This window comes from Phyllobacterium sp. GQ127, from assembly GCF_059758635.1.
Genome location: NZ_JCAXDZ010000001.1, coordinates 674,823 through 699,733, shown reverse-complemented (window position 1 = coordinate 699,733; position 24,911 = coordinate 674,823). Strand labels below are relative to the sequence as shown.

The following is a 24,911-nucleotide window of genomic DNA, read 5'->3' as shown; positions in this document are numbered from 1 at the left end:
AATCGCCTTACGATTGTGGTGCAATCGCAAAGCAGTTGAAACTTTGACGCTTCAGAGCGGCGCAAGCGCTGTTGGCAGCCTTGGCGGAGGAGATGCCAGCAAAGCGCGCGCGGTGATAGGTAATGGAACCCTTCTGGAATTTTTCCGTATAGGGCGAAAGGCTTGCAACAGGGGCGCCAACCTGTGAGACGGCCTTGGACAGCAGAGCCTTTGCTTCTTGAGGGCTGCCTGTGGAGCCAATCTGCACCATCCAGCCGCCGGGAGATGCCGAAGCAGTCGTTACAGGGTCAACCTCAGACTGATCGCCTTCGCCGACTTCCTCTTTAGGTGTTGGGGCTGGTATGCGCAAAATCTGTGCTGCCGGTGAGGCGGCTGGGGCAGGTGCCGCATAGGCTGTTACAACTTCTTCAGCCTCTACTGGAGCAGCGGCGACTTCGCGCTGGACCGGGACAGGAACATTATCGTTTTCAGGCAATTCGAGAGCAGCAACGCTGATTTGACTGTTTTTGCGGGATGCGAGCAGATTTCCACCATCGCGGCGCGATGCAGAAGGAAGATATTGCGCAATCAACTTGGCCATTTGAGCGTCGCGTGAGCCCCCGCTTGATCCGCCCATTACGACGGCTACGAGCTTTTTGCCGCCTGTATTGACCGACGAAACAAGGTTGAAGCCGGACATGCGGGTGTAGCCGGTCTTGATTCCATCAACGCCTTCGACTTTACCGAGAAGCCTGTTGTGACCAACGATGCGGCGGCCACGATAGCTGAAGCTGCGGGTTGAGAAATAGCTGTAATATTGTGGGAAATGCTCGCGGAGCGCGATGCCGAGCACCGCCAGATCACGTGCTGTTGAATATTGCTGACCATCAGGCAAGCCGCTCGCATTGCGGAATTGAGTATTGCGCATGCCAAGCTGGCGTGCCTTGTTGGTCATCATCACTGCGAAACGCTGCTCTGAGCCGCCAAGATGTTCACCTATGGCAGTTGCAGCATCGTTGGCGGATTTGGTGATCAGAGAAAGAATTGCAGCTTCGGCGCTGATTGTCTGGCCGGGTTTGAAACCGATCTTTGTGGGCGGCTGGGAGGCAGCATAAGCCGACACAGCGATTGGCGTCGATTTTGAAACCTTGCCTGCCGCCATCGCTTCAAAGAGCATATAGAGGGTCATCATCTTGGTCAGTGAAGCGGGATAACGCTTTGCATCTGCATTGGATGAATAGAGGGTCTTGCCCGTATTGGCATCCACGACGATCGAGGCAGCCTTGCTTTGAGCTTCGGCCTGCGTGGCGATGCCCAAACTCAACCCGGATATGATTGCCACTGCGAGCAGGGCATAAGCCATTTTTGTAATTAGTTTTGAAGTCTGGCGGGCCGGGTAAAGCACAATCAACACCTGCTCGGTATATGCGTCGAAATTTACTGATGATCAAAGGCATCAGAACGGATGTGTAGACTTTAGCCGTATCAGCGTTACCAAACCCTTTATGGTAACCGGAAGGTTCACGGTTTTCCGTCGATTTTGATTAATTTTTAAGGTTAAAATCGCAGCTACCTTGAATTTGACTTTTTGTGCAGTGCACACTAACTCCACGCCAATAACAAAAGTTCATTTGAAAGGTCTGAATTATGGTCACCTCACTCAGCGCGCTGAACGAGAAAAGCAAAGAATTTCTGGGCAATAGTATGGCCAGCGTTTCTGCAATGAACGAAGGCTTGCAGACGATTGTAGGCGAAGCTACCGATTATTCGACAAAATCGCTCCAGGATGGCTCAGCATTGGTTCAAAAGCTCGCATCCACTCGGTCCGTCGAGCAGGCCTTCCATGCTCACAGCATTTTTACCAAAAATGCTTACGAAGCATTCGTGGCGCAAGCTGCCAAATTTAGTGAGCTTTACGCGGATATCGCGAAAGAAGCGTTCAAGCCTTATGAAGCAGTGCTGGTAAAACTGCGGAGCTGACACGCTCTCACAAGGTTGATTTTGAGCCTGCTTGCCCTGCAAGCGGGCTTTTTTTATCCTTGAAGCAGCAAATCGCCTTTGCCAAGTGTAACTTGATATTGCAAGCTTCAGGATAGGGCTTAAAATTAGCTCATCGCGACCTACATAGAATGTACAGAGCGACACATGGCGATCAGAATGCAGGCAGCAACAACATGAATACGTTTTCACCCAAAATGCAGGATGAGGACCAAGGCAATGGCAACGGTCCCGGTCGGGGCACGGCTGTTATTACCCGTACAAAACCAAAGCTGAAAAAGCCGAGTCTCTACCGTGTGTTGATTCTTAATGACGATTACACTCCCATGGAATTCGTCATTCATGTTCTGGAACGTTTTTTCCAGAAGAACAAAGAAGATGCCACCAGAATCATGCTTCATGTGCATAATCATGGAGTCGGTGAATGCGGTGTCTTTACCTATGAGGTCGCGGAGTCCAAGATGACCCAAGTCATGGACTATGCGCGGCAAAACCAACATCCGCTGCAATGCGTGATGGAGAAAAAGTGAGGTTTCATGCCATCTTTCTCACCTAGTCTTGAGCGGGCCCTGCATCAGGCGCTGACCATCGCCAATGAGCATCATCACGAATATGCCACGCTGGAGCATCTGCTTCTTGCCCTGATCGATGATCAGGACGCAAGCAGTGTCATGCGCGCGTGCAATGTCGATCTGGTGCAACTTACCCGTACGGTGAACGATTATGTTGATCATGAGCTCGATAATCTTGTTACGGGCTATGATGAAGATTCAAAACCGACTGCCGCTTTTCAGCGCGTAATCCAGCGTGCTGTTATCCATGTGCAATCTTCCAACCGCGAGGAAGTGACCGGCGCAAACGTGCTTGTCGCGATTTTTGCCGAACGTGAAAGTCATGCGGCCTTCTTCCTGCAGGAACAGCAGATGACCCGCTATGATGCGGTCAACTACATTTCCCACGGGATTTCCAAGCGTCCAGGCATGTCGGAGCCGCGCACACCGCTCGGCACTGAAAGTAATAATGAAGAATCACATGCTTCGGAGTCCGATGAAACGACGAAGAAAAAGCAGGATGCCCTGACGGCTTATTGCATCAATCTGAATGACCGCGCCAAGATTGGCAAGATTGATCCATTGATCGGCCGTGATCAGGAGATCAACAGGACCATCCAGATTCTTTGCCGCCGTTCGAAAAACAATCCGCTTTATGTCGGTGATCCCGGCGTCGGCAAGACGGCAATAGCCGAAGGTCTGGCAAAGCGTATTGTGGAAAAGAAGGTTCCAAGTGTACTTCAGGACGCAACAGTGTTCTCCCTGGATATGGGTACATTGCTGGCCGGAACGCGCTACCGTGGCGATTTCGAAGAGCGTTTGAAGCAGGTCATCAAGGAACTCGAAGAGTTTCCGGGTGCAATCCTGTTCATCGACGAAATTCACACCATCATTGGTGCCGGTGCTACATCTGGAGGCGCTATGGATGCGTCGAACCTGTTGAAGCCGGCTCTGTCATCAGGGGCGATTCGTTGCATTGGTTCAACGACTTACAAGGAGTTCCGCCAGTTCTTTGAGAAGGACAGGGCGCTTGTACGCCGTTTCCAGAAGATCGATGTGAACGAGCCTTCAATTCCTGATGCAATTGAGATCATGAAGGGCTTGCGGCCATATTTTGAAGACTTCCACAAGGTCAAATACACTGTGGAGGCGATCAAATCGGCTGTAGAACTTTCAGCACGCTATATCAATGATCGCAAATTGCCGGACAAGGCAATCGACGTGATCGATGAGACTGGTGCAAGCCAGATGCTGCTGCCGGAGGCCAAGCGCAAGAAATCGATTGGCGTCAAGGAAATAGAAGCAACCATTGCAACAATGGCGCGCATTCCACCGAAAACTGTCTCGAAAGATGATGAAGCAGTCCTTTCAAATCTTGAGGCGGAATTGAAGCGGGTTGTCTATGGTCAGGATCTGGCCATCGAAGCGCTGTCTTCATCAATCAAGCTGGCCCGTGCAGGTTTGCGCGAACCGGAAAAGCCGATCGGCTCTTATCTGTTCTCCGGTCCTACCGGCGTCGGCAAGACCGAGGTTGCTAAGCAATTGGCTGCATCACTTGGCGTGGAACTCCTGCGTTTCGATATGTCGGAATATATGGAGCGCCATACGGTGTCGCGTCTGCTCGGCGCACCTCCCGGCTATGTCGGGTTTGACCAGGGCGGCCTTTTGACCGATGGCGTCGATCAGCATCCGCATTGCGTGCTGCTGCTGGACGAAATCGAGAAGGCGCATCCGGATCTGTTCAATATCCTCTTGCAGGTCATGGATCACGGCAAGTTGACAGATCATAATGGCAAGCAGATCGATTTCCGCAATGTCATTTTGATCATGACGACGAATGCCGGCGCTTCGGATGCGGCAAAGGCGGCTATAGGTTTTGGCTCTTCACGGCGTGAAGGCGATGATCTGGAAGCCATCAACCGCCTGTTCACGCCAGAATTCCGCAACCGTCTCGATGCGATCGTGCCATTTGGTCCTCTACCTGTTCCGGTCATTCATCAGGTGGTGCAGAAGTTTGTTATCCAGCTTGAGGCACAGCTTGCCGATCGCGGCGTAACATTCGATCTGCAACAGGAAGCAATCGCCTGGTTGGCTGACAAAGGTTATGATGATCGCATGGGTGCGCGTCCGCTGGGTCGCGTTATCCAGGAGTACATCAAGAAGCCATTGGCTGATGAAGTGCTGTTCGGAAAACTCAAGAAGGGCGGCACCGTCAAGGTTTCCGTTGCCGAGAAGCCGGATGGTTCACGCGGTCTGGTACTCGACTACATAGCCGACGAGGTTGTGGTAAAGCCGAAGAAGGAAATGCCGGTAGAGAAAAAGCCGCTGGCACGTAAGAAGCCAGCGCCTAAAAAACCGGTGCTCGAGAAAGCTTCGGCAGATGCGGTCATCGGGGAACGCTCCACCCCCGTGACCCCCAAGGCATCAGTGCCAAAGGTTCCGCGCAAGAAATAACAGAAAGGCCACCTTCGGGTGGCCTTTTTCTTGCCCCCTATGAAAGTTGCGTTTAACGCTTGAAGCATGTCTGATTCCGATCTTGCCCCCGAAGACACACAGATGACCGAGCGGACACCATTTCAATGGTTTCTGGCAGGTGCTTCGTTGATCGCAAGTATCCCGGCACTTATCCTCATGACCGCTCATGTTGGCTTCGCCGGCTTTGCCAGTGAAAATGGCGTCTCGATGCTGCAAGCGACGTTCATGGTAGCTTCAATCTGGGCGCTTCCGGCTAATATCGTGCTGATAGGTGCCATTTCGGGTGGCTATTCCATTGTCGCAACAGCCATTGCAGTAGGGCTTTCATCCATCAGGCTAATGCCAATGGTTGCGGCGTTCATCCCTGAGGTGCGCGGCCCAAAAACCAGGAAAAGAGCGCTTCTGCCCATTGCGCATTTCATTGCGATTACTGCGTGGGTGGTGGGCATGGAAAAGCTCAAGCATGTGCCGCGCGACATGCGCCTGATATTTTTCGCAGGTCTGGGCATTACTCTAACCACTGTGAACACATTGGTCGTGGCGATGGTGTATTGGCTTTCGGCCAGTTTTCCGCCACTTGTCTTTGCTGCGCTGTTTTTTTTGACGCCGATGTACTTCCTGGCTTCCCTTTGGGGATCGGCGCATGATCGTTCTGTGCATGTTGCCATGGTTTCGGGGCTGTTGCTGTTCCCGCTGATCCATACCATCGCCCCGGCTTATGATCTGCTGTTAACGGGCTTTGCCGGTGGTTTGGTGACAATGGCATATGTGCGATTTGCAGCTATGCGGGGCAGGTCGTCATGACTTGGCAAAGCTATTCCGATTGGTGGTGGCCTTACGTTTTCATTCTGCTGGCAGGAGCATTTCCCACCTATATCTGGCGCTTCATCGGCGTATTTATTGGTGGGCGCGTTAGCGAAGATTCAGAAGCGCTGACGGTTGTGCGCGCTGTTGCAACATCGCTTGTGGCAGGCGTTATCGCCCAGTTGATACTTTATCCAAGCGGCGCTTTAGCAGAGTCGTCAGTCTATTTGAGAATAGGCGCCGCCTTGGCAGGATTTCTCGCCTATCTCTACCTGGGTCGACGGGTCATTATTGGCGTTGTCGTCGGGGAAGCTATTTTGATTGCCGGCTTGCTTTTATAGCTCTGCCAAAGCCGCCCTGATCTTTTCCGCGTTGGCCGCCAGTACGTCGTTGTCTTCCATCGTGCCGCTGTGTGGTTTCAGCGCAATTCCTTCAAAGCGCGGAATGACGTGAAAATGCAGATGGAAAACCGTTTGTCCTGCGGCAGATTCGTTGAACTGTGCAATGCCGACCCCATCGGCATTGAAAGCCTTCACCACGGCTTGCGCAATTTTCTGCGTTGTAGCGATGGCGGCGGAAAGCGCCTCTGTATCGGCGTCGAGCAGGTTGCGGCTTGGAGATTTGGTTAATACGAGGCAATGACCCTTTCCCTGCGGCATTACATCCATCAACGCATAGGTTCTGTCATCTTCGTATATCTTATGAGACGGAATCTCTCCGCGGAGAATTCGCGCGAATATGTTGGTGCTTTCATATTGCTGGTTCATTCTGTGCGTGTCCTTACAAAATCATGGCTGATGTTTTTGATCATGCCCGTTTTGCGGGTCAAGCTCATTGTTCGGATTTTTTGAATGGCGCATGTTCATTGAGCGCATCGCTCATCAAAGCAACATCAGCGCGTTCATGCCTGAGGAAATCATTGACTGCGCGCCGCAACCCCTCATGGGCAATGTAGTGCACTGAATTTGTAATGACGGGCAGATAGCCACGTGCCAACTTGTGTTCGCCTTGCGCACCCGCTTCGACGACACGCAATTTGCGCTCAATAGCGAAATCAATGGCTTGATGATAGCAAACCTCGAAATGCAGGAATCGGTGGTCTTCGATACAGCCCCAGTTCCGGCCATATAATCTGTCTGAGCCGATGAAATTGATGGCTCCCGCGATATAGCGACCATTACGGCGAGCCATGACAAGCATGATATCGTCGGGCATGCGCTCACCAATCAGTTGGTAGAACTTGCGGTTCAGATAGGGGCGACCCCATTTGCGGCTGCCAGTATCCATATAGAACGTATAAAAATCGTCCCAAACCTCTTGAGTGAGTTGGGCGCCGGTCAGTCGCTCAATGGTGATACCATTCGCCACGGCTTCGCGGCGTTCTTTCTTCAAAGCCTTGCGCTTGCGGGATGCAAGCGTATCAAGGAATTCGTCATAATTGGCATAATCATCATTGATGAAATGGAATTGCTGGTCGACGCGATGCAGGAACCCGGCTTCAGTGAAAGACACAAGATCGGTCTCATTCACGAAGGTTGAATGTGCGGACGAAACGTTCAGCTGCGTGGCGAGTTGCTGCAACCCATTAGCCAGCGCGGCGCGGACTGCATCGCCATCCCAATCATAATTGACCAGCAGACGTGGGCCGGTGGCTGGCGTAAACGGTATGCTTGCCTGCAATTTCGGGTAATAGCGCCCGCCCGCCCGTTCAAATGCATCAGCCCAACCATGGTCGAATACATATTCCCCTTGGCTATGGCTTTTTAAGTAGCAAGGAACGGCGCCGACGAGCACGCCGCATTCATCTTCAAGGCGCAAGAACTGCGGTAGCCAGCCTGCCTTGGTGGCAACGCAGCCGGAATCTTCCAGCGACGACAAAAAGGCATGCGAAATGAATGGATTGTAACCCGGTCGATCACGGGAGGTGTCAGTCAGCCGCGACCACTCGGCTGGCGTGAATGCGCCAATGCCTTCGCAGGCACGCAAGGTGAAATTGCCGTGTTCAAGATTTTGCATCAGCAAATTGGGCTTTCCCTAAGCGAAGACGAACCGGAAGCAACGATTCCGGTTCAATCAATAAGCTAGGTGATTGATTTGCCGATACAAGAGGCAAAGCCAGCCTTATGGCAAGCGAGGATCAAAGCCTTCAAATGTGATCTGGTCTACAAGAGCATCGCTTTTCACCTTGTCTGCCGCGCTACGCACAGTCCAGGAGATCACAGGCAGGTCAAGGTGCGAGTTTACAAACTCCAGAAAGCGATTTTCCAGATGGTGGACATTATAGGAAATGAAGTCGATTTCGTAGGCCAGCATTGAGAAGTGCGCTTCCATATCCTCATCGCGCAGGCCCTCGGCTGTCAGCCCGGCTGGAATGCCAGGTGCGTCCTTGCCGAAAAGGCGAATGAGATGGTGATCGAACGACATAATCGCGGCTTGACCTTGATAAGCCGCCAAATCACTTGCGACAGCCTTGACCAGACCGTCGTCGCGTCCGGCAATGCCCTTCAGTTCGATGATAATCGGTACGCGGCCATCAATCAGCTTCAGGGCTTCGGCAAGGGTAGGGATATGGTCCTTGGTTCCGCCGACGCGGATTTCGCAGGCCTGTTGCGCAGTCAGTTCATCAATATTGCCCTTTTGGCCCGTGACGCGGTCCAAGGTGCCATCGTGAAAAACAACCGCTTTGCCATCGGCGGATAGATGAACGTCGCATTCTATGGCGAAGCCCGCGCTTGCTGCGGCGTCAAAAGCAGACAGCGTGTTTTCCCAGCGCTTATTGTTCAAATCATGCAAGCCACGATGGGCTATTGGAGTTTTCTTCAACCAGTCAATTGAGGGCATAATCAGCGAACCTCAATGATAGCTTCGATTTCGACAGGAGCATTAAGGGGCAGTGCCGCTGTGCCAACTGCAGAGCGTGCATGGCGTCCAATATCGCCCAACGCCGCGACAAGAAGATCAGAAGCGCCATTGGCGACAAGGTGCTGTTCGGTAAAACCTGGCGTTGAGGCGACAAAAACAGTGATCTTTATGACGCGAACAATCTTTTCAAGATCGCCAAGTGCAGCTTTTGCCTGAGCCAGAATATTGACGGCGCACGCCTGAGCACAGGCTTGACCCTGTGCCACATCCAGATCCGCACCGAGCAATCCCGTATGAACGAGCTTGCCGCCGACCAAAGGCAACTGGCCCGATGTGAGCAAAAGATTTCCTGTTTGCGAATAGGGCACATAATTTGCTGCCGGCGCTGCGGCGACGGGGAGGCTGATGCCGAGCTCGGCAAGGCGGGATTCGACAGGATTGCTCATGGTTATTGTCCTTGTGTTTCGGAATCGCAATTGATTGTGATGGAAGTTGCGATTTTTGCCTCGCTTCCGCCAAGAGTTTTTTTAATATGCACGTTCAAATAGTGGAGAATCTTTTGATGCGCGTATTTTCAATCCTTGGTTACAGTCTTGGCGTCATGGCTTTGAGTGGTTCTACCATGACATTTGCTGCCGGAACTGCAACGCTTGTTCCTCATCGCGCTATTTATGACCTGAAACTGGACAATGCACAGGATTCTAGCGGCATTACCGGATTGACGGGGCGTATGGTCTACGAGTTCAATGGGTCGGATTGCGAAGGCTACACGACGAACTTCCGCTTTGTGACGCGCGTCGATATGGAAGAGCAGCCGCAAAGGGTGACAGATCAACAAACGACGACGTTCGAAACCGCAAATGGTGAGAAATTTCGCTTCGTCAACAAAACATTTGTCGATCAAAGCCTGACCAAGGAAGTTCGCGGCGATGCATCGCTGTTGAAAGACAAGACGGAAATTTCACTGACAAAGCCGATTGCTTCGAAAGAAGATCTTGATCTTTCCCAATTTCCCACACGTCACATGCAGCAATTGATCGAGAAAGCGCTTGCTGGCGAGGTTTTTTATCAAACCAAGCTTTTCGATGGCTCGGAAGATGCCAACAAGATCATGGCGACGACCGTCGTTATTGGCAAATCAGCCGTTACCGAGCCTGATGACGAGATCAAGCACATGGGCCCATTGGCGAAAGATGCGACCTGGCCTGTATCAATCGCTTACTTCGACGAAAAGGAAAAGGCAGAAGGACTGCCAAGCTACCGCATCAATTTCAAGATGTATCGCAACGGTGTAACCCGCGACCTGAAAATGGATTATGGTGATTTTTCCATGACCGGCAAGCTGGTCAATCTCGAGCTGTTTGATACGCCAAAATGCAAGAAGTAGACCAAGGCTGAGGTCTTTTGTGCTGGACGCCCTTGCGTTTGCCGCAAATATCCATTAACAGCCGCTTCATTCCACACACGGGATTTGGGTTGATATCGGGAGAAATCCGATATGGCCTCCGGTGGCGGGTTTCCCGCCTCTTCCCGTGGAGGTTCAACCGGAAAAGGAAAACACAAGATGGCATTGCCTGATTTCAGCATGCGTCAGCTCTTGGAAGCTGGCGTTCACTTCGGACACCAGACACATCGCTGGAACCCGAAAATGGCACCATATATTTATGGTTCCCGTAACAATATCCACATTCTTGACCTTGCCCAGACCTATCCGCTGCTGAATACAGCGCTGAAGAAGGTTTCAGACACCGTTGCCCGTGGCGGCCGCGTTCTGTTCGTCGGCACCAAGCGTCAGGCTTCGGACATCATTGCCGATGCCGCAACACGGTCTGCCCAGTATTATGTCAACGCGCGCTGGCTCGGCGGCATGATGACCAACTGGAAGACCATTTCGAATTCCATCCAGCGTCTGCGCAAGCTTGACGAACTTCTTTCCGGCGAAGCACAGGGCTTCACCAAGAAGGAGCGTCTGAACCTTGACCGTGAACGCGAGAAGCTCAACCGCGCTCTTGGCGGTATCAAGAACATGGGTTCGGTTCCGGATCTTATTTTCATCATTGATACCAACAAGGAAGCGATTGCAATTCAGGAAGCCAAGCGTCTTGGTATTCCAGTTGTTGCAGTGATCGATTCCAACTGCGATCCGGACCAGATCGATTTCCCGATCCCCGGCAATGATGATGCTTCCCGCGCTATTTCGCTTTATTGCGATCTGATTGCCAAGGCAGCTCTCGATGGCATTCTGCGTCAGCAGGGCTCGCTCGGCATCGATGTTGGCGCACAGGAAGAAGCTCCTGTTGAACCAGCACTCGAAGCAGCGGCTGAAGAAACACCTGCACAGGAAGGTGAAGCCTCCGCTTGAGGCTTCATACACCCGTCTTATCGGGTGTTTAAAAACGATTCGACTGGCGCATGATGCGCCGCATAGTTGGCATGCTGGTTCACCAGTATGCCTTCGTTTTTAAAGTGGTTTTGGTTTCGGTAGATTCTGAAGACACTTTATCTATTTGTTTTCACGCAGTTTCAAACGGAAGGCCGTATCGGTTTTCGTGAGATTGCTTTGAGAAGAGGCGATTAGAATGAGCATTACCGCAGCACAAGTAAAAGAACTCCGCGAAATCAGCGGCGCTGGCATGATGGATTGCAAGACAGCCCTGACAGAAACCAATGGTGATATGGAAGCCGCTGTCGACTGGCTGCGTGCGAAGGGTATTTCCAAGGCCGACAAGAAGGCTGGCCGTACCGCTGCCGAAGGTCTGGTTGGCGTGGCAACAAACGGCACCAAGTCGGTTGTTGTAGAAGTGAATTCTGAAACAGACTTCGTTGCCCGCAACGATGCGTTTCAGGATATCGTTCGCAATGTTGCCAGTGTTGCACTGACAACAGACGGTTCGACTGCTGCTGTTACGGCTGCAACCTATCCTTCAACCGGCAAGTCGATTGTAGACACAATCAAGGACGCTGTCGGCACAATCGGCGAAAATCTTTCATTCCGCCGCTCCACCGCTTTGAGCGTCAGTGAAGGCGTCGTTGCAACATACATTCATAACGCCGTTTCCGACGGCCTCGGCAAGCTCGGCGTTCTTGTTGCTATCGAGACAGCAGGCAATGCAGATGCTGCAAACGCATTTGGCCGCCAGGTTGCGATGCATGTTGCTGCTACTAACCCGCTTGCTTTGACCGCCGCTGAGGTTGATCCGGCAGCAGTTGAACGCGAAAAGGCAGTATTTACCGAGTCTGCTCGTCAGTCCGGCAAGCCAGACAACATCATCGAGAAGATGGTTGAAGGCCGCCTTCGTAAGTTCTACGAAGAAGTCGTACTTCTTTCGCAGGCATTCGTGATCAACCCTGACCTGACTGTCGAAGCTGCATTGAAGGATGCGGAAAAGGCAATCGGCGCGCCAGCAAAGATCACCGCATTTGCCCGCTTTGCTCTTGGTGAGGGCATTGAAAAGGAAGAAACAGACTTCGCAGCAGAAGTTGCAGCGGCTGTTAAGAAGTAATATTCAATAGTTGAAATGAAAGGGCATCGCGTGACAACGCGATGCCCTTCGTGTATCCGGAATTCACATTCAATTAGAAAAGACCCTGAGGGAGACTCCATGGCTGGTACGGCTGTTTACAAACGCGTTCTGCTGAAAGCCTCCGGTGAAGCTCTGATGGGCGACCAGGGGTTTGGTATTGACGTTGCGGTTGCTGACCGCATTGCCAGCGACATTGCCGAGGCGCGGGCGCTTGGCGTCGAGGTTGGAGTCGTTATCGGCGGCGGGAATATTTTTCGCGGTGTGGCAGTGGCATCCAAAGGCGGCGACCGCGTAACCGGCGACCATATGGGGATGCTTGCAACAGTGATCAATTCGCTGGCGCTGCGCACGTCCCTTGTCAAGCTCGGCATTGATACCGTTGTGCTATCTGCTGTTGCCATGCCGGAGTTCTGCGAGACTTTTTCACAGCGTCTGGCGACTGCCTATATGGATATGGGCAAGGTGGTGATATTCGCCGGTGGCACCGGCAATCCATTCTTCACAACAGATTCCGCCGCCGCGCTTCGCGCTGCTGAAATCAGCGCCGATGCCTTGTTCAAGGGAACACAGGTCGATGGAATTTATTCGGCCGATCCCAAAAAAGACCCGAATGCTGTGCGATTTGATCGATTGACTCACAAGGATGTCCTGGATCGCGGCCTTGCAGTCATGGACACAACAGCGGTCGCTCTTGCACGCGAGAACAACATTCCAATTATCGTCTATTCAATCCACGAAAAAGGTGGTTTTGCAGAAGTGTTGCAGGGTAAAGGACGCGCAACAGTCGTATCCGATAGCTAACCAGCCTTGCCGCCCAAGAATATAGGAGCATTGAGTATGAGTGATGCACTCGATTTGAACGATCTGAAGCGCCGTATGGATGGTGCCGTGCAAGCGTTGAAACATGATCTGGGCGGACTTCGCACGGGACGTGCTTCTGCCAGCCTGCTCGAACCGATTACTGTTGAGGCTTATGGCTCGCAAATGCCCCTCAATCAGGTTGCCAATATTACTGTGCCAGAATCGCGCATGTTGTCCGTATCCGTTTGGGACAAGTCGATGGTTGGCAAAGTAGAGCGCGCGATCCGCGAATCCGGGCTTGGCCTCAATCCGATTACTGACGGAAACAATTTGCGCATTCCTTTGCCTGAGTTGAACGAGCAGCGCCGCAAGGAACTCGTCAAGATTGCTCACCAATATGTCGAGCAGGCAAAAGTGGCGGCACGCCATGTTCGCCGCGATGGAATGGACGAGCTGAAGAAACTCGAAAAAGACGGCGACATCAGTCAGGACGATAACCGTATCTTGTCTGAAAAAGTTCAAAAGCTGACAGATGACACCATCGCTGAGATGGATAAGGTTGTGGCTGTTAAAGAAGCGGAAATTATGCAGGTTTAGAACTATAGCCCGGTTCTAATACTCATAGGAGGTCTACACCCATGTCCAACCCGCGCCACATTGCCATCATCATGGATGGAAATGGCCGTTGGGCGAAGGCGAGAGGCCTTCCGCGCGCTGCAGGACATAAGGCCGGGGTGGAAACGCTGCGCGAGACAATCCGAGCCGCCGGGAAGATGGGTATTCCTTTCCTCACGCTTTTTGCTTTCTCCTCTGAAAACTGGTCGAGACCACGATCGGAAGTTTCCGATCTCATGGGCCTGTTAAAACTATTCATTCGCCGCGATCTGGCGGATTTGCACAGGGAAAATGTTCGCGTTCGAATTATCGGAGAACGCGACGGACTGGCAAAAGACATTTTGGGGCTTTTAAACGAAGCCGAAACATTGACGGAAAAGAACCAGGGCCTGACCTTGGTAATTGCCTTTAACTATGGCTCGCGCAACGAAATTACCCGCGCAGTCAAGAAGCTGGTCGATGACGTTTCAGCCGGCATTATCGCAAGTACAGCAATCACGATGGAGGCGATATCGGCCCGTCTCGATACGGCGGATATGCCAGATCCGGACCTGATTATCCGGACGAGCGGCGAGATGCGGCTCTCCAATTTCCTGCTCTGGCAGGCGGCTTACTCGGAGTTCATGTTCCTGCCATGCTACTGGCCGGATTTTCGTCCTACGCATTTGTCAGAAGCGATTGAAGTGTTTCAATCGCGTGAACGCCGTTTTGGCGGGGTTACGGCACAGGAAATCGCTCTGTGAAACTTTCCGGCAATGGGCTTTCCAATCTGCAAAAGCGCATCCTTAGTGCGATAGTTCTGGTAGTCGTTGCAGTCATTCTTACTTGGGCGGGCGGCTTCGGTTTTGGTCTGCTTGCCAGCGCAATAGCGTTTGGCGTGATGTTTGAGTGGCAGTTAATGTCAAAAGGGCGGATGAGCGGCCTGACCGGCGGATTATCCTGGGTGGTTCTGATCGCCACATTGCTGGCTCTGTTATTCACTCAGCATGTGTTGTCAATGTTTCTCATTCTATTCGTTGGTGCGGCAGTTGTGGCCATGCTGGGCGGGCGCCAATCCGGCTATTGGCCAGCGGCAGGTCTGGTCTATGCGGGATTTCCCGCCATTGCTCTGACATTGTTGCGCGGCGATACTGGTGATGGTTTTGCGGCGATTCTGTTTTTGTTTGCCGTGGTGTGGGCAACGGATATTTTTGCCTACTTTAATGGAAAAGCACTTGGTGGCCCCAAGCTTGCTCCGCGTTTTTCACCCAACAAGACATGGTCGGGAGCGATCGGCGGGACAGCGGCGGGCGTTGCCGCCGGTGTGGCATGCGCCTCGTTCATCACTCCTGGTGGCGGGATGTCTCTGCCCTTCATCGCATTGTTGATCTCGATTATCGCCCAGTTGGGTGATCTTGGTGAATCCTGGATGAAGCGAAAGTTTGGAGCCAAGGACTCAGGTACGTTGATTCCCGGTCACGGTGGCGTGATGGACCGTGTGGATGGGCTTGTAGCTGCTGCTGCATTACTATACGTCATCGGTGCAATTCTGGTAACGCCAGAAACCCCATACGACATACTTTTCTAGACGGCTGAGCTTTCGAAGCCTTTTGGCTTATTCTGTTGCGGGCCCGGAGGATAATTTGACAGATCTGTTGCACACCATATTTGGTACTCAAAGCGTGCTCGTTGGAACAATCGTACCGTTTCTTATCGTTTTAACGGTTGTTGTCTTCGTTCATGAGATGGGACACTATCTGGTGGGCCGGTGGTGCGGTATCGGCGTAAAAGCTTTCTCGATTGGTTTTGGGCCTGAGTTGATAGGCTTTAATGATTCCAGAGGGACGCGCTGGAAGCTTTCGGCTATTCCGCTCGGCGGGTATGTAAAATTTGCCGGTGACGAAGACGTAACCAGTTCTACCGCAGCCGATGTATCGACCATGACGGATGCTGAGCGTGCTGTGGCCTTTCACACTCAACCGGTATGGAAACGTGCCGCAACGGTATTTGCAGGCCCGGCGTTCAATATTTTGCTCACGGTCGCGATTTTCTCGGTGTTTTTTGCGCTCTATGGGAGGATGATTTCCGATCCTATGGTCGCCGAAGTGCGTCCTGGTGGCCCGGCAGCCATTGCCGGTTTCCAGCCGGGAGATCGCTTCGTCAGCGTTGATGGCGAGAAGATCGTGACTTTTGCGGATGTGCAGCGCCATGTCTCGGCAAGGGGCGGGGATGCACTTGATTTTGTGGTCGAACGTGCAGGCAAAGAGGTACATCTGACTGCGACGCCTGAGCTTTCCGAGCAGGAAGACGCGCTGGGCAACAAGGTAAAGGTTGCAGTAATTGGCGTTGTTACCAATTTGCAGGCGGGGAATATTCGTCGTATCGAGTATGGCCCAATCGAATCGGTTGGTCAGGCCGTGCGCGAAAGTGGCTTTATCATTGCCCGCACAGGACAATTCTTCAGCCGTTTTTTCGCAGGTCGCGAAGATAAATGCCAGTTGGGTGGTCCGGTCAAGATTGCGACAATGGCGGGGCAGGCGGCCAGTCAGGGCATTGATTGGCTGATTCAGCTTACTGCCATGCTTTCAATTGGTATCGGGCTGCTTAATCTCTTCCCATTGCCTCCGCTTGATGGAGGGCATCTGGTTTTTTATGCTGCCGAGGCAGTTATAGGCAGGCCCGTAAAACCGGCTGTACAGGAGTTGTTTTTCCGTACAGGGTTCTTCCTTGTGCTCGGATTTATGGGATTCGTCATCTTCAATGATCTGTTCGCTTGCTGATGCGAAAATTAAACATTAGTGAAAATTTGAGGCGTGTTATGGCAAAACGACATGATCTGTTTACTATACGTGCTGAATGGCGTGGCATGGATGCCACTGTTATGTGGGAAGTAAACAGTTTTTAACCGTAAGCCTTGCGTGTATATAAAAACCGGCTATGACGGTGTACGAGTAATGCTTAGTCCGGGATCTCGCCCGGGTATAACGAGAAACGAAGGTTCATAAGGCCTATGGCGGCAAGTTCAAAATTTGTAGGTGCGGCGTCAGCGCTCGCCATTTCAGCGGCACTCGTCAGTTCGGGTGCGATCGTAACAACGGTCGCAGGCGTTGCTACAGCTCAGGCAGCTACTGTCAGCCGTATCGAGGTGCGGGGCAATACACGTGTTGATGCGCAGACTGTGCGCGACAATATCGGTATCACGCCTGGCAAGCCATTCTCCAATGGAGATATCGATGCTGCCACCAAGCGTCTTTTCGCTACTGGCCTGTTCAGCGATGTGCGCATCAGCCAGTCGGGCGGTGCTCTTGTTGTTACCGTCAATGAAAATCAGGTTGTGAACCAGGTTATTTTCCAGGGCAACAAGAAGATCAAAGACCCAGCGCTGCAAAACGCTGTTCAGTTGAAGCCTCGTGCCGCTTTCGATCAGGCAACGCTTGATGCAGATACAGAAGCGGTCCGCGCAGCCTATCGCAATGTTGGCCGCAGCGATGCAACTGTAAATTCGCGTTTGATGGACTTGGGCGAAGGCCGCGTTAATGTTGTCTTCGAAATCAATGAAGGCGACCGTACAAAGATTGCCAAGATCAACTTTGTCGGTAACCAGGCATTCGGCAATCGCCGTCTAAGCGACGTGATTTCGACAAAGAAATCCAACCCATTGTCATGGTTGACCCGAAACGACGTTTACAGCGAAGATCGTCTGCGTGCAGATGAGGAAGCGCTGCGCCGTTTCTATTATAACCGCGGTTATGCTGATTTCCGCGTTGTTTCCTCAACTGCCGATCTCGATCCGGCAACCAATGATTATACAATCAATATCACCGTCGAAGAGGGTGAGAAGTATACGTTTGGCGGCGTGCAGATCGAAAGCTCTGTCGAGGGCGTTGATACTGCGCAATTGAATGGTCTGGTAAAGTCTCGCGAAGGCGACACCTACAGCGCCAAGGATGTTGAAGATTCAATCATCAAGGTTTCCGAAAAGGTTGCCGGTCAGGGTTATGCTTTTGCGAAAGTAGAGCCACGCGGTGATCGTAATTTCGAAAATCACACGATTTCCGTTACTTATGCGATCGATCAGGGCCCTCGCGCCTATGTTGAGCGTATTGAAATCCGCGGCAACGAAAAGACCCGCGATTTCGTTATTCGCCGTGAATTCGATGTGAGCGAAGGCGATGCGTTCAATCAGGTTCTCATTCAGCGCGCAAAGCGTCGTCTTGAGCGCCTTGAGTTCTTCCAGACCGTCAATATTTCGACTGCGCCTGGTTCGCAGCCGGATCAGGTAATTCTGGTCGTTGACGTTATTGAGAAGCCGACAGGTGAATTCTCCATCGGTGGTGGTTATACGACCGGCGGTGAAAGCCCAGGGCCTACAGTGGAAGGTTCCATCACGGAGCGTAACTTCCTTGGTCGCGGTCAGTATATTCGTCTTGGCGCCGGTGGCGGTCTCGACAATAACAGAACCTATTCATTCTCGTTCACAGAACCCTATTTCTTGGGCCAACGCGTTTCTGCCGGCTTTGATATCTTCAAGCGCCAGTCAGGCGTCAAGGACAAGTACGACACAGATTTGACCGGCGGTACAATCCGCTTTGGTCTGCCGATCACGGAAGAGCTGACTGCAGGCGTTGCCTATAATCTTACTCGAGAAGAGTATGAGATTGACGGCGATGCCAAGCTTCCAAATGGTGAATATGATCCATCCGAAATATCCAAGGCGTTTGCTGATGCTGCGGAGAAAAGCCCTTGGATCAAGTCATCGGTCAGCTGGTCGCTTACCTACAATACAATTGATGACGTGAAGAACCCGCGCGATGGTATCTATGCGAAGTTCAATCAGGAATATGCCGGTATCGGCGGTGATGCCAACTTCCTGAAGACAACGGTTAAAGCCAGCTATTACAAGACATTGCTTGATGAGTTGGATGTTGTCGGCTTGGTTGGTGTAGGTGCAGGCCACATTGAAGGCTTCGGCGGCGATGATCTGCGCGTGTTCGATACGTTCAAGAACACGCAAGACATGATCCGCGGCTTTAAATATGCCGGTATCGGTCCTCGTGACGCCAATACAGACGACAAGAAGGGTAGCTTCCTTGGTGGTAATACCTACCTGAATGCAAGCGTTGAAACCCAGTTCCCGATACCTGTTATTCCAGAAAGTCTTGGTATTCGTGGTGCATTCTTCGCCGATGCTGCGACCCTGTTCGGTAGTGATTTGAAGGGTAGCGACGGTATCGACGTTGAAGGCGAAAAGATGGAATGGCGTGCATCTGTCGGCGCCAGCATCATGTGGGCATCACCATTCGGTCCGTTGCGCTTCGATTATGCGGTGCCGGTCAAGAAAGTTGATGGCGATCAGGTGCAGAATTTCAACTTCGGCATGTCGAGCAAGTTCTGATAGATTGCTGACCTCCCGGGGGGAGCAAGTTTCCCCGGGGGAGAAAGTTAGTCGATGGCCGATCCGATCTTTTATGAGTCACTGTCAAACGTAACCATTGGTCAGATCGCCGATCTGACCAATGGCGTTCTTGTGGACAGTTCTCTGGCCAACCGGCCAATTTCCCGTTTAGCCTCGCTAAATGATGCCGGTCCTGATGCACTCGTTTTCGTTGAAAGCAGAAAAAGTGCATTGGATTTGAGCGGTCTGAATGCCGCTTGTGTGCTCTGCACCGAAGAAGTCAGACCCAGCATACCAAAAAATGTCGCGATCATTGTCACGCGCCACCCACAGCAGGCATTTGCCGCTATCGGACGTGCGCTTTATCCGAATGCTGTCAATGCGCATTTGTGGAGCGGGCAAACCGGCATTTCATCGCATGCTATTGTTCATGAAACTGCTGAAATTGAAGACGGCGTAACAATTGAACCGGGTGCAATTATCGGCAGTCATGTGTCCATAGGCTCCGGCACTGTGATTGGCGCCAATGTGGTCATTGGTAATGGCTGCAAGATTGGACGCGATTGCTATGTTGCCCCAGGTAGTTCCGTTCAATATGCATTTCTCGGCAATCGGGTGCTGCTGCATCCAGGCGTGCGCATCGGACAGGATGGATTCGGCTATGTGCCGGGCAAAGCCGGTCTTGATAAAATGCCCCAACTTGGCCGCGTGATCATTCAGGACAATGTGGAAATTGGCGCAAATACGACCGTAGATCGCGGTGCTTTGGCTGATACTGTCATTGGCGAAGGCACGAAAATCGATAATTTGGTGCAGATTGCCCACAATGTGCAGATCGGCCGCCATTGCGTTATCGCGGCGCAGTGCGGTATTTCCGGCAGCGTCATTCTCGGCGATATGACGCGGCTTGGCGGCAGTGTCGGAATTAAAGATCACGTCACGATTGGGGCGAGTGTTGAGATTGCCGCGGCAAGCGGCGTTATGAATGATATTCCGGACGGTGAGAGATGGGCTGGAGCGCCTGCCCAACCGTTCAAGCAGTGGTTCCGTGAGATTGCCAGCGTTCGCGCCATGACCCGGACCAAGAAGGAGAGCAGTTCAGATGACTGATGCCATAAAAACAGAGAGCCTTGGCGTTGCGGATATCCAGAAACTTCTGGCCAATTTGCCACATCGCTATCCGTTCCTGTTGATCGACCGGATCGTTGATATTGACGCAGACAGATCAGCGACTGGGATCAAGAATGTCAGCATCAACGAGCCGCATTTTGCCGGACATTTTCCGGAACTGCCCATTATGCCCGGTGTGCTGATCATCGAAGCTATGGCCCAGACTGCGGGTGCTATTGTGTTGTTCAACAATGGTAGCGGCAAGCCTGGTCAGGTTTTCTTCATGACCATCGATAATGCCAAGTTCAGAAAGCCGGTTGTACCGGGTGACCAATTGAAATTGCGCGTCACAAAGCTCAAGCAACGCGGCAATATCCATAAATACGCCTGCGTTGCCGAGGTGGACGGATTCAAGGTCGCCGAGGCCGAAGTTGCGGCCATGGTTAGCTTCCCTGTTGAAGAGACCGGGGTTTAATGTCGAGCATTCATCCCACCTCCATCATTGAGCAGGGCGCGGAAATCGGCGAAGGGGTAACCATCGGCCCGTTTTGCCATATTGGTTCCCAAGCCGTTATTGGCGACAATGTTAGTCTTCTCAGCCATATCGTCATTATGGGGCCAACCACGCTCGGAGATGGCTCTAAAGTCTATCCCAATGCGGTGCTTGGCGGCGAGCCCCAGAATACCAAACACAAGGGTGGGCATACCACCCTTGTTATCGGCAAGAACTGCGTTATTCGCGAAGGTGTCACTATGCATCGCGGGACTGATGGGAGCCGCGGCATCACGACAGTCGGCGACAATTGCATGTTTCTGGCTTATTCCCATGTCGCGCATGACTGCATCATCGGCGATAATGTTACGTTTTCAAACAATGTCATGATCGGCGGTCACGTCACTATTGGAAACAATGTGATTATTGGCGGCGGTGCGGGTATTCATCAGTTTGTACGTGTGGGCCATCACGCCTTTATTGGCGGCCTCGCGGCGTTGGCCAGCGATCTCGTGCCTTATGGCATGGCTATCGGTAATCATGCTTATCTTGGTGGTCTTAACATTATCGGAATGAAACGCTCGGGCATGGCGCGGCCCGAAATCCATAATTTGCGCCATGCCGTGCGCATGTTATTCGATCGGTCGAAATCGATCAAAAATCGTGCCGATGATGTTCGCATCGCATTTCCGGAATCGCCTGCCGTGGCTGATCTCATCGATTTCATCAGCACCGACACAAAGCGCGCCTTCTGTACACCGCCGCTCGATTCTGCAATCGAGATCAGTGACAGTGACGTCAGCTAGAGCGAAGAAATCTCCAGAGCCGATTATTGGCCGCACCGCCATCGTAGCGGGTAATGGTTCTCTGCCGGTCGCAGTTGCAGCCAGTTTGCGAAAGCAAGGCGCTAACCCTTTGATTGTAACAATCAAAGGGGAGGCTGATCCTGAACTTTATGCCGGCGAGCATGCCGAGATATCCATTGTGGAACTTGGCGGGTTGATGAGAATCTTGAAAGCGGAGAACATCACAAATGTTGTTCTTGCTGGTGGTATTCGGCACCGGCCGGAGTTCAGTGCCGCACTTAAGCCCGGAAACGGTAATCTTGTGGCGCTCTATCGGTTTATGCGCGCTTTCAGGCTTGGAGATGATGGGTTGCTTCGGGCTGTCATCTCGACAATTGAATCCTATGGTTTTCGCGTGCTTGGAGCGCACGAAGTCGTGCCTGATATTCTCGCGCCAGCGCCGGGATGCATCACACGTAAGAAACCTACTCAGGAAGGACATGAGAACATCGAAGCCGCGCGTAAAGCAGCGACATTGATTGGTTCTCTGGACATTGGTCAGGCGGCTATTGCCGTAGGGCGGCGCGTCGTGGCGCTGGAGGGCGTCGAAGGGACGGATGCGATGCTACAGCGTGTCGCCGACCTGCGTGAGGCAAAGCGGATAAACCGCAAAGGTGGTGTCTTGGTCAAATGTGCCAAGCCGCAACAGGAGGTTAGGGCGGATCTCCCTGCTATTGGTGTGAGCACTGTTGAAAACGCGGTGAAGGCCGGTCTCAGCGGAATTGCGGTGGAAGCTGGCCGCACCCTTATACTTTCCTACGAAGATACCCTTGCCGCTGCCAATGCAGCCGGCCTGTTTATCCAGACTTTTGAGCAGGAGAAAAGCTGATGACAGCTCGAAAAACACTGCGTCTGGCTATCATAACCGGTGAGGAGTCCGGTGATCAGTTGGGAGCCGATCTGGTCAGGGCGCTGCGCAAAGATTATGATGGAGAGATTACGCTGACCGGCGTTGGTGGCGACCATCTTTCTGAGCTTGGGCTTGATAGCCTGTTTGACCAGCACGAAATAGCGCTTGTCGGGCTTAGTGCGATCATACGCAAATTGCCTCAGTTGGTTCGCCGGATATCTCAACTTGCTGCCTCAATTGTCGCTGCAAAGCCGGATTGTCTTATCATTATCGACAGTCCCGATTTCACGCACCGCGTGGCACGCAAGGTGAGGGCCGCTGATCCATCCATCCCCATCGTTAATTACATCAGCCCATCCGTATGGGCTTGGCGTCCTGAGCGGGCGAAGGCAATGCGCTCGTACATAGATCACGTCCTGGTTATTTTGCCTTTTGAAGTACAGGCATTAAAGGATCTGGAAGGACCCCCATCCACCTATGTCGGGCATAGGCTGGTTTCCTATGCGCCGTTGCTGGAAGCAGCCGAAAAAAACCGGGCACGAAATGCGGGACTTGGCGATCGAGATATCAAGAATATCCTGATTTTGCCGGGTTCGCGAAGATCGGAAATCGCCAGTCTGATTGATGTATTCGGTGAAACGGCAGGATTGCTGGTGAGCCGGGGCAATCGCATAAATGTCACTATACCGACATTGCCCCGGGTTGAGGCAATGGTTCGTGAATTAACGGCAAACTGGACGGTCCGCCCGAATATTGTTGTTGGTGAAGCCGAGAGGCTGCGCGCTTTTTCGCAAGCAGATGCAGCGCTTGCCGCGTCGGGCACGGTATCGCTTGAATTGGCGCTGGCTCGCATACCAACCGTACTTTCCTACAAGGCGGATTGGCTAGCGCGCACTTTTCTTGCGCCACGTATCAAAATATGGAGCGCCGCGCTTCCCAATATCATAGCCGATGAACCTGCTGTGCCTGAATATTTCAATATATTCGTGCGCGCAGGATCGCTTGCCCGCCAAATTGAGCAATTGCTGATGCCAGGTCTGCGGCGTGACGCTCAGCTTGAGAGTTTCGACAAGATCAGCCGATTGATGCAAACGGATCGGCCTGCCGGCGAAATTGCCGCTGAAAAAGTTCTTGAGCTTGCAAAGCGATAATTGTCGCTCATAACTCAAGAAAAAGGCGCCATCTGGCGCCTTTTTCTTTGTCTTCATTTATTTGCGATTTTCAACGCTCACATAATCACGCTGCGTTGCGCCAGTATAAAGCTGGCGCGGACGGCCAATCTTCTGAAGTGGATCTTCGATCATCTCTTTCCACTGGGCAATCCAGCCAACAGTACGTGCAACAGCAAACAGCACTGTGAACATGGTGGTGGGGAAGCCGAGCGCCTTCAATGTGATCCCGGAATAGAAATCGACGTTTGGATAGAGCTTCTTTTCGATGAAATATTCATCAGTTAGCGCAATCCGCTCAAGCTCCATTGCAACGTCGAGCAAAGGATCATCCTTGATGCCCAGTTCTGCCAGAACCTCACGGGTGGTCTGCTGCATGATCTTGGCGCGCGGGTCATAGTTCTTATAGACGCGGTGGCCAAAGCCCATCAAGCGGAACGGGTCGTTCTTATCCTTGGCGCGGGCAATATATTCAGGAATACGATCAACAGTGCCAATTTCACCAAGCATGGTCAGCGCAGCCTCGTTGGCTCCGCCATGGGCTGGACCCCAAAGGCAGGCGATGCCCGCTGCAATACAAGCAAACGGATTTGCGCCCGACGAGCCTGCAAGGCGGACTGTCGATGTCGAGGCATTCTGCTCGTGGTCAGCATGCAAAATGAAGATGCGATCCATTGCACGGGCAAGCACGGGATTTGGAACGTAATCTTCGCAAGGCACTGCAAAACACATGTGTAGGAAGTTGGTTGCGAAATCGAGATTGTTCTTCGGGTAAACGAAGGGTTGACCGATATGATATTTATAGGCCATGGCGGCCAGCGTCGGAATTTTTGCGATCATGCGGATCGATGCGACCATGCGCTGATGCGGATCGGAAATATCTGTTGAGTCGTGGTAGAAAGCCGATAGGGCGCCTACGCAGCCGACCATGACTGCCATTGGATGCGCATCGCGGCGGAAGCCGCTGAAAAAGCGCGACATTTGCTCGTGCACCATGGTGTGGCGCGTCACGCGAAAATCAAAATCAGCCTTCTGGCTCTTTGTCGGCAGTTCGCCGTAAAGCAGCAAATAGCAAGCTTCCAGAAAATCGCCATGTTCGGCGAGTTGTTCAATTGGATAGCCGCGATGAAGCAGTACACCCTCGTCGCCATCAATATAGGTAATTTGCGACTCGCAAGACGCTGTCGAGGTGAAGCCCGGATCATACGTGAATGCGCCAGTGTTCTTGTATAGAGTCCCAATGTCTACGACATCCGGTCCGATGGTCCCCTTTTTTATGGGTAAAGCGAATGCGTGACCATTGAGATCGATGTTTACGCTGTTCTCAGACATTGCCGTTCCTTTCTTGCTTTGACTTGCGCTGAACCAGCGCAAAAGCACCTTCCTCAAATGAGGTTATTTCCGTGATTTTTGCAGGCAGTGCACCGTACCCGAAAGGCATAATGTTGCAATGCAAAATTC

24 protein-coding genes and 1 pseudogene are annotated in these 24,911 nt (G+C 52.3%); 19 read left to right on the top strand and 6 right to left on the bottom strand.

What is annotated here, in order from left to right; genetic code table 11:
- Window positions 1-7: 7 nt before the first annotated feature.
- Complete coding sequence (locus AC6CHM_RS03645; RefSeq protein ID WP_354343772.1) at window positions 8-1,342, bottom strand: serine hydrolase; 1,335 nt, start codon at window positions 1,340-1,342, stop codon at window positions 8-10.
- A 284-nt stretch (window positions 1,343-1,626) separates the two neighbouring features.
- Between AC6CHM_RS03645 and AC6CHM_RS03640 the strand changes: the two genes are divergently transcribed.
- The 5 genes from AC6CHM_RS03640 to AC6CHM_RS03620 all read left to right on the top strand — a co-directional run bounded on the left by AC6CHM_RS03640 (window position 1,627) and on the right by AC6CHM_RS03620 (window position 6,148).
- Entirely contained in the window at window positions 1,627-1,959 is a 333-nt protein-coding gene (locus AC6CHM_RS03640; RefSeq protein WP_498172024.1) for a phasin family protein, read from the top strand.
- A 215-nt stretch (window positions 1,960-2,174) separates the two neighbouring features.
- Window positions 2,175-2,507: an ATP-dependent Clp protease adapter ClpS gene (gene clpS / locus AC6CHM_RS03635; protein ID WP_162802512.1), complete on the top strand. Its 333-nt coding sequence runs from the start codon at window positions 2,175-2,177 to the stop codon at window positions 2,505-2,507.
- A 6-nt stretch (window positions 2,508-2,513) separates the two neighbouring features.
- Entirely contained in the window at window positions 2,514-4,982 is a 2,469-nt protein-coding gene (gene clpA, locus AC6CHM_RS03630) for an ATP-dependent Clp protease ATP-binding subunit ClpA (RefSeq protein WP_115053000.1), read from the top strand.
- A gap of 66 nt (window positions 4,983-5,048) precedes the next feature.
- Window positions 5,049-5,807 carry an AzlC family ABC transporter permease gene (locus AC6CHM_RS03625; RefSeq protein WP_498172022.1) on the top strand — a complete coding sequence of 253 codons (759 nt, stop codon included), beginning with the start codon at window positions 5,049-5,051 and terminating at the stop codon, window positions 5,805-5,807.
- On the top strand, window positions 5,804-6,148 hold the full coding sequence (locus AC6CHM_RS03620; protein ID WP_498172021.1) for an AzlD domain-containing protein: 345 nt from the start codon (window positions 5,804-5,806) through the stop codon (window positions 6,146-6,148). The genes AC6CHM_RS03625 and AC6CHM_RS03620 overlap by 4 nt, the downstream gene beginning before the upstream one ends.
- Here AC6CHM_RS03620 and AC6CHM_RS03615 read toward each other — a convergent pair.
- The 4 genes from AC6CHM_RS03615 to AC6CHM_RS03600 form a co-directional block, all read right to left on the bottom strand.
- Window positions 6,143-6,574, bottom strand: a complete 432-nt coding sequence (locus tag AC6CHM_RS03615) for an HIT family protein (protein ID WP_498172020.1) — start codon at window positions 6,572-6,574, stop codon at window positions 6,143-6,145. The genes AC6CHM_RS03620 and AC6CHM_RS03615 overlap by 6 nt on opposite strands.
- Window positions 6,575-6,638: 64 nt before the next feature.
- Window positions 6,639-7,823: a GNAT family N-acetyltransferase gene (locus tag AC6CHM_RS03610; protein ID WP_498172018.1), complete on the bottom strand. Its 1,185-nt coding sequence runs from the start codon at window positions 7,821-7,823 to the stop codon at window positions 6,639-6,641.
- A 105-nt stretch (window positions 7,824-7,928) separates the two neighbouring features.
- Window positions 7,929-8,648: a glycerophosphodiester phosphodiesterase gene (locus AC6CHM_RS03605; RefSeq protein WP_498172017.1), complete on the bottom strand. Its 720-nt coding sequence runs from the start codon at window positions 8,646-8,648 to the stop codon at window positions 7,929-7,931.
- A gap of 2 nt (window positions 8,649-8,650) precedes the next feature.
- Window positions 8,651-9,115 carry a RidA family protein gene (locus AC6CHM_RS03600; RefSeq protein WP_115053006.1) on the bottom strand — a complete coding sequence of 155 codons (465 nt, stop codon included), beginning with the start codon at window positions 9,113-9,115 and terminating at the stop codon, window positions 8,651-8,653.
- 155 nt (window positions 9,116-9,270) lie between these two features.
- Between AC6CHM_RS03600 and AC6CHM_RS03595 the strand changes: the two genes are divergently transcribed.
- The 14 genes and pseudogenes from AC6CHM_RS03595 (at window position 9,271) to lpxB (ending at window position 23,432) form a co-directional block, all read left to right on the top strand.
- On the top strand, window positions 9,271-10,056 hold the full coding sequence (locus AC6CHM_RS03595; RefSeq protein ID WP_307286537.1) for a cell envelope integrity EipB family protein: 786 nt from the start codon (window positions 9,271-9,273) through the stop codon (window positions 10,054-10,056).
- A 177-nt stretch (window positions 10,057-10,233) separates the two neighbouring features.
- The gene (rpsB, locus tag AC6CHM_RS03590) at window positions 10,234-11,031 is read left to right on the top strand and encodes a 30S ribosomal protein S2 (RefSeq protein ID WP_115053299.1); all 798 of its coding nucleotides are present in this window, start codon (window positions 10,234-10,236) and stop codon (window positions 11,029-11,031) included.
- Between the two features lie 217 nt (window positions 11,032-11,248).
- Window positions 11,249-12,172: a translation elongation factor Ts gene (tsf, locus tag AC6CHM_RS03585; RefSeq protein WP_498172015.1), complete on the top strand. Its 924-nt coding sequence runs from the start codon at window positions 11,249-11,251 to the stop codon at window positions 12,170-12,172.
- Window positions 12,173-12,271: 99 nt separating this feature from the next.
- Complete coding sequence (gene pyrH / locus AC6CHM_RS03580; protein WP_115053009.1) at window positions 12,272-12,994, top strand: UMP kinase; 723 nt, start codon at window positions 12,272-12,274, stop codon at window positions 12,992-12,994.
- A 36-nt stretch (window positions 12,995-13,030) separates the two neighbouring features.
- Window positions 13,031-13,591 carry a ribosome recycling factor gene (frr, locus tag AC6CHM_RS03575; protein WP_115053010.1) on the top strand — a complete coding sequence of 187 codons (561 nt, stop codon included), beginning with the start codon at window positions 13,031-13,033 and terminating at the stop codon, window positions 13,589-13,591.
- 32 nt (window positions 13,592-13,623) lie between these two features.
- Window positions 13,624-14,352: pseudogene (locus tag AC6CHM_RS03570) on the top strand (isoprenyl transferase); the annotation flags it as partial.
- On the top strand, window positions 14,349-15,176 hold the full coding sequence (locus AC6CHM_RS03565; protein ID WP_354343760.1) for a phosphatidate cytidylyltransferase: 828 nt from the start codon (window positions 14,349-14,351) through the stop codon (window positions 15,174-15,176). The pseudogene AC6CHM_RS03570 and the gene AC6CHM_RS03565, both read left to right, overlap by 4 nt.
- Window positions 15,177-15,231: 55 nt before the next feature.
- Window positions 15,232-16,368, top strand: coding sequence for an RIP metalloprotease RseP (gene rseP / locus AC6CHM_RS03560; protein ID WP_354343758.1), 1,137 nt, complete (start codon window positions 15,232-15,234; stop codon window positions 16,366-16,368).
- 230 nt (window positions 16,369-16,598) lie between these two features.
- The gene (gene bamA / locus AC6CHM_RS03555; RefSeq protein ID WP_307285180.1) at window positions 16,599-18,983 is read left to right on the top strand and encodes an outer membrane protein assembly factor BamA; all 2,385 of its coding nucleotides are present in this window, start codon (window positions 16,599-16,601) and stop codon (window positions 18,981-18,983) included.
- Between the two features lie 54 nt (window positions 18,984-19,037).
- Window positions 19,038-20,093, top strand: coding sequence for a UDP-3-O-(3-hydroxymyristoyl)glucosamine N-acyltransferase (gene lpxD, locus AC6CHM_RS03550; protein ID WP_337354730.1), 1,056 nt, complete (start codon window positions 19,038-19,040; stop codon window positions 20,091-20,093).
- Window positions 20,086-20,568, top strand: a complete 483-nt coding sequence (gene fabZ / locus AC6CHM_RS03545) for a 3-hydroxyacyl-ACP dehydratase FabZ (protein ID WP_115053016.1) — start codon at window positions 20,086-20,088, stop codon at window positions 20,566-20,568. The genes lpxD and fabZ overlap by 8 nt, the downstream gene beginning before the upstream one ends.
- Window positions 20,568-21,392 carry an acyl-ACP--UDP-N-acetylglucosamine O-acyltransferase gene (gene lpxA, locus AC6CHM_RS03540; RefSeq protein ID WP_336440066.1) on the top strand — a complete coding sequence of 275 codons (825 nt, stop codon included), beginning with the start codon at window positions 20,568-20,570 and terminating at the stop codon, window positions 21,390-21,392. Before fabZ ends, lpxA begins: the two co-directional genes overlap by 1 nt.
- Window positions 21,373-22,260, top strand: a complete 888-nt coding sequence (locus AC6CHM_RS03535) for an LpxI family protein (protein ID WP_498172004.1) — start codon at window positions 21,373-21,375, stop codon at window positions 22,258-22,260. The genes lpxA and AC6CHM_RS03535 overlap by 20 nt, the downstream gene beginning before the upstream one ends.
- Window positions 22,257-23,432, top strand: coding sequence for a lipid-A-disaccharide synthase (gene lpxB / locus AC6CHM_RS03530; RefSeq protein ID WP_498172644.1), 1,176 nt, complete (start codon window positions 22,257-22,259; stop codon window positions 23,430-23,432). Before AC6CHM_RS03535 ends, lpxB begins: the two co-directional genes overlap by 4 nt.
- A gap of 57 nt (window positions 23,433-23,489) precedes the next feature.
- Here lpxB and gltA read toward each other — a convergent pair whose 3' ends face one another.
- On the bottom strand, window positions 23,490-24,782 hold the full coding sequence (gene gltA / locus AC6CHM_RS03525; protein WP_115053020.1) for a citrate synthase: 1,293 nt from the start codon (window positions 24,780-24,782) through the stop codon (window positions 23,490-23,492).
- Window positions 24,783-24,911 lie beyond the last annotated feature (129 nt).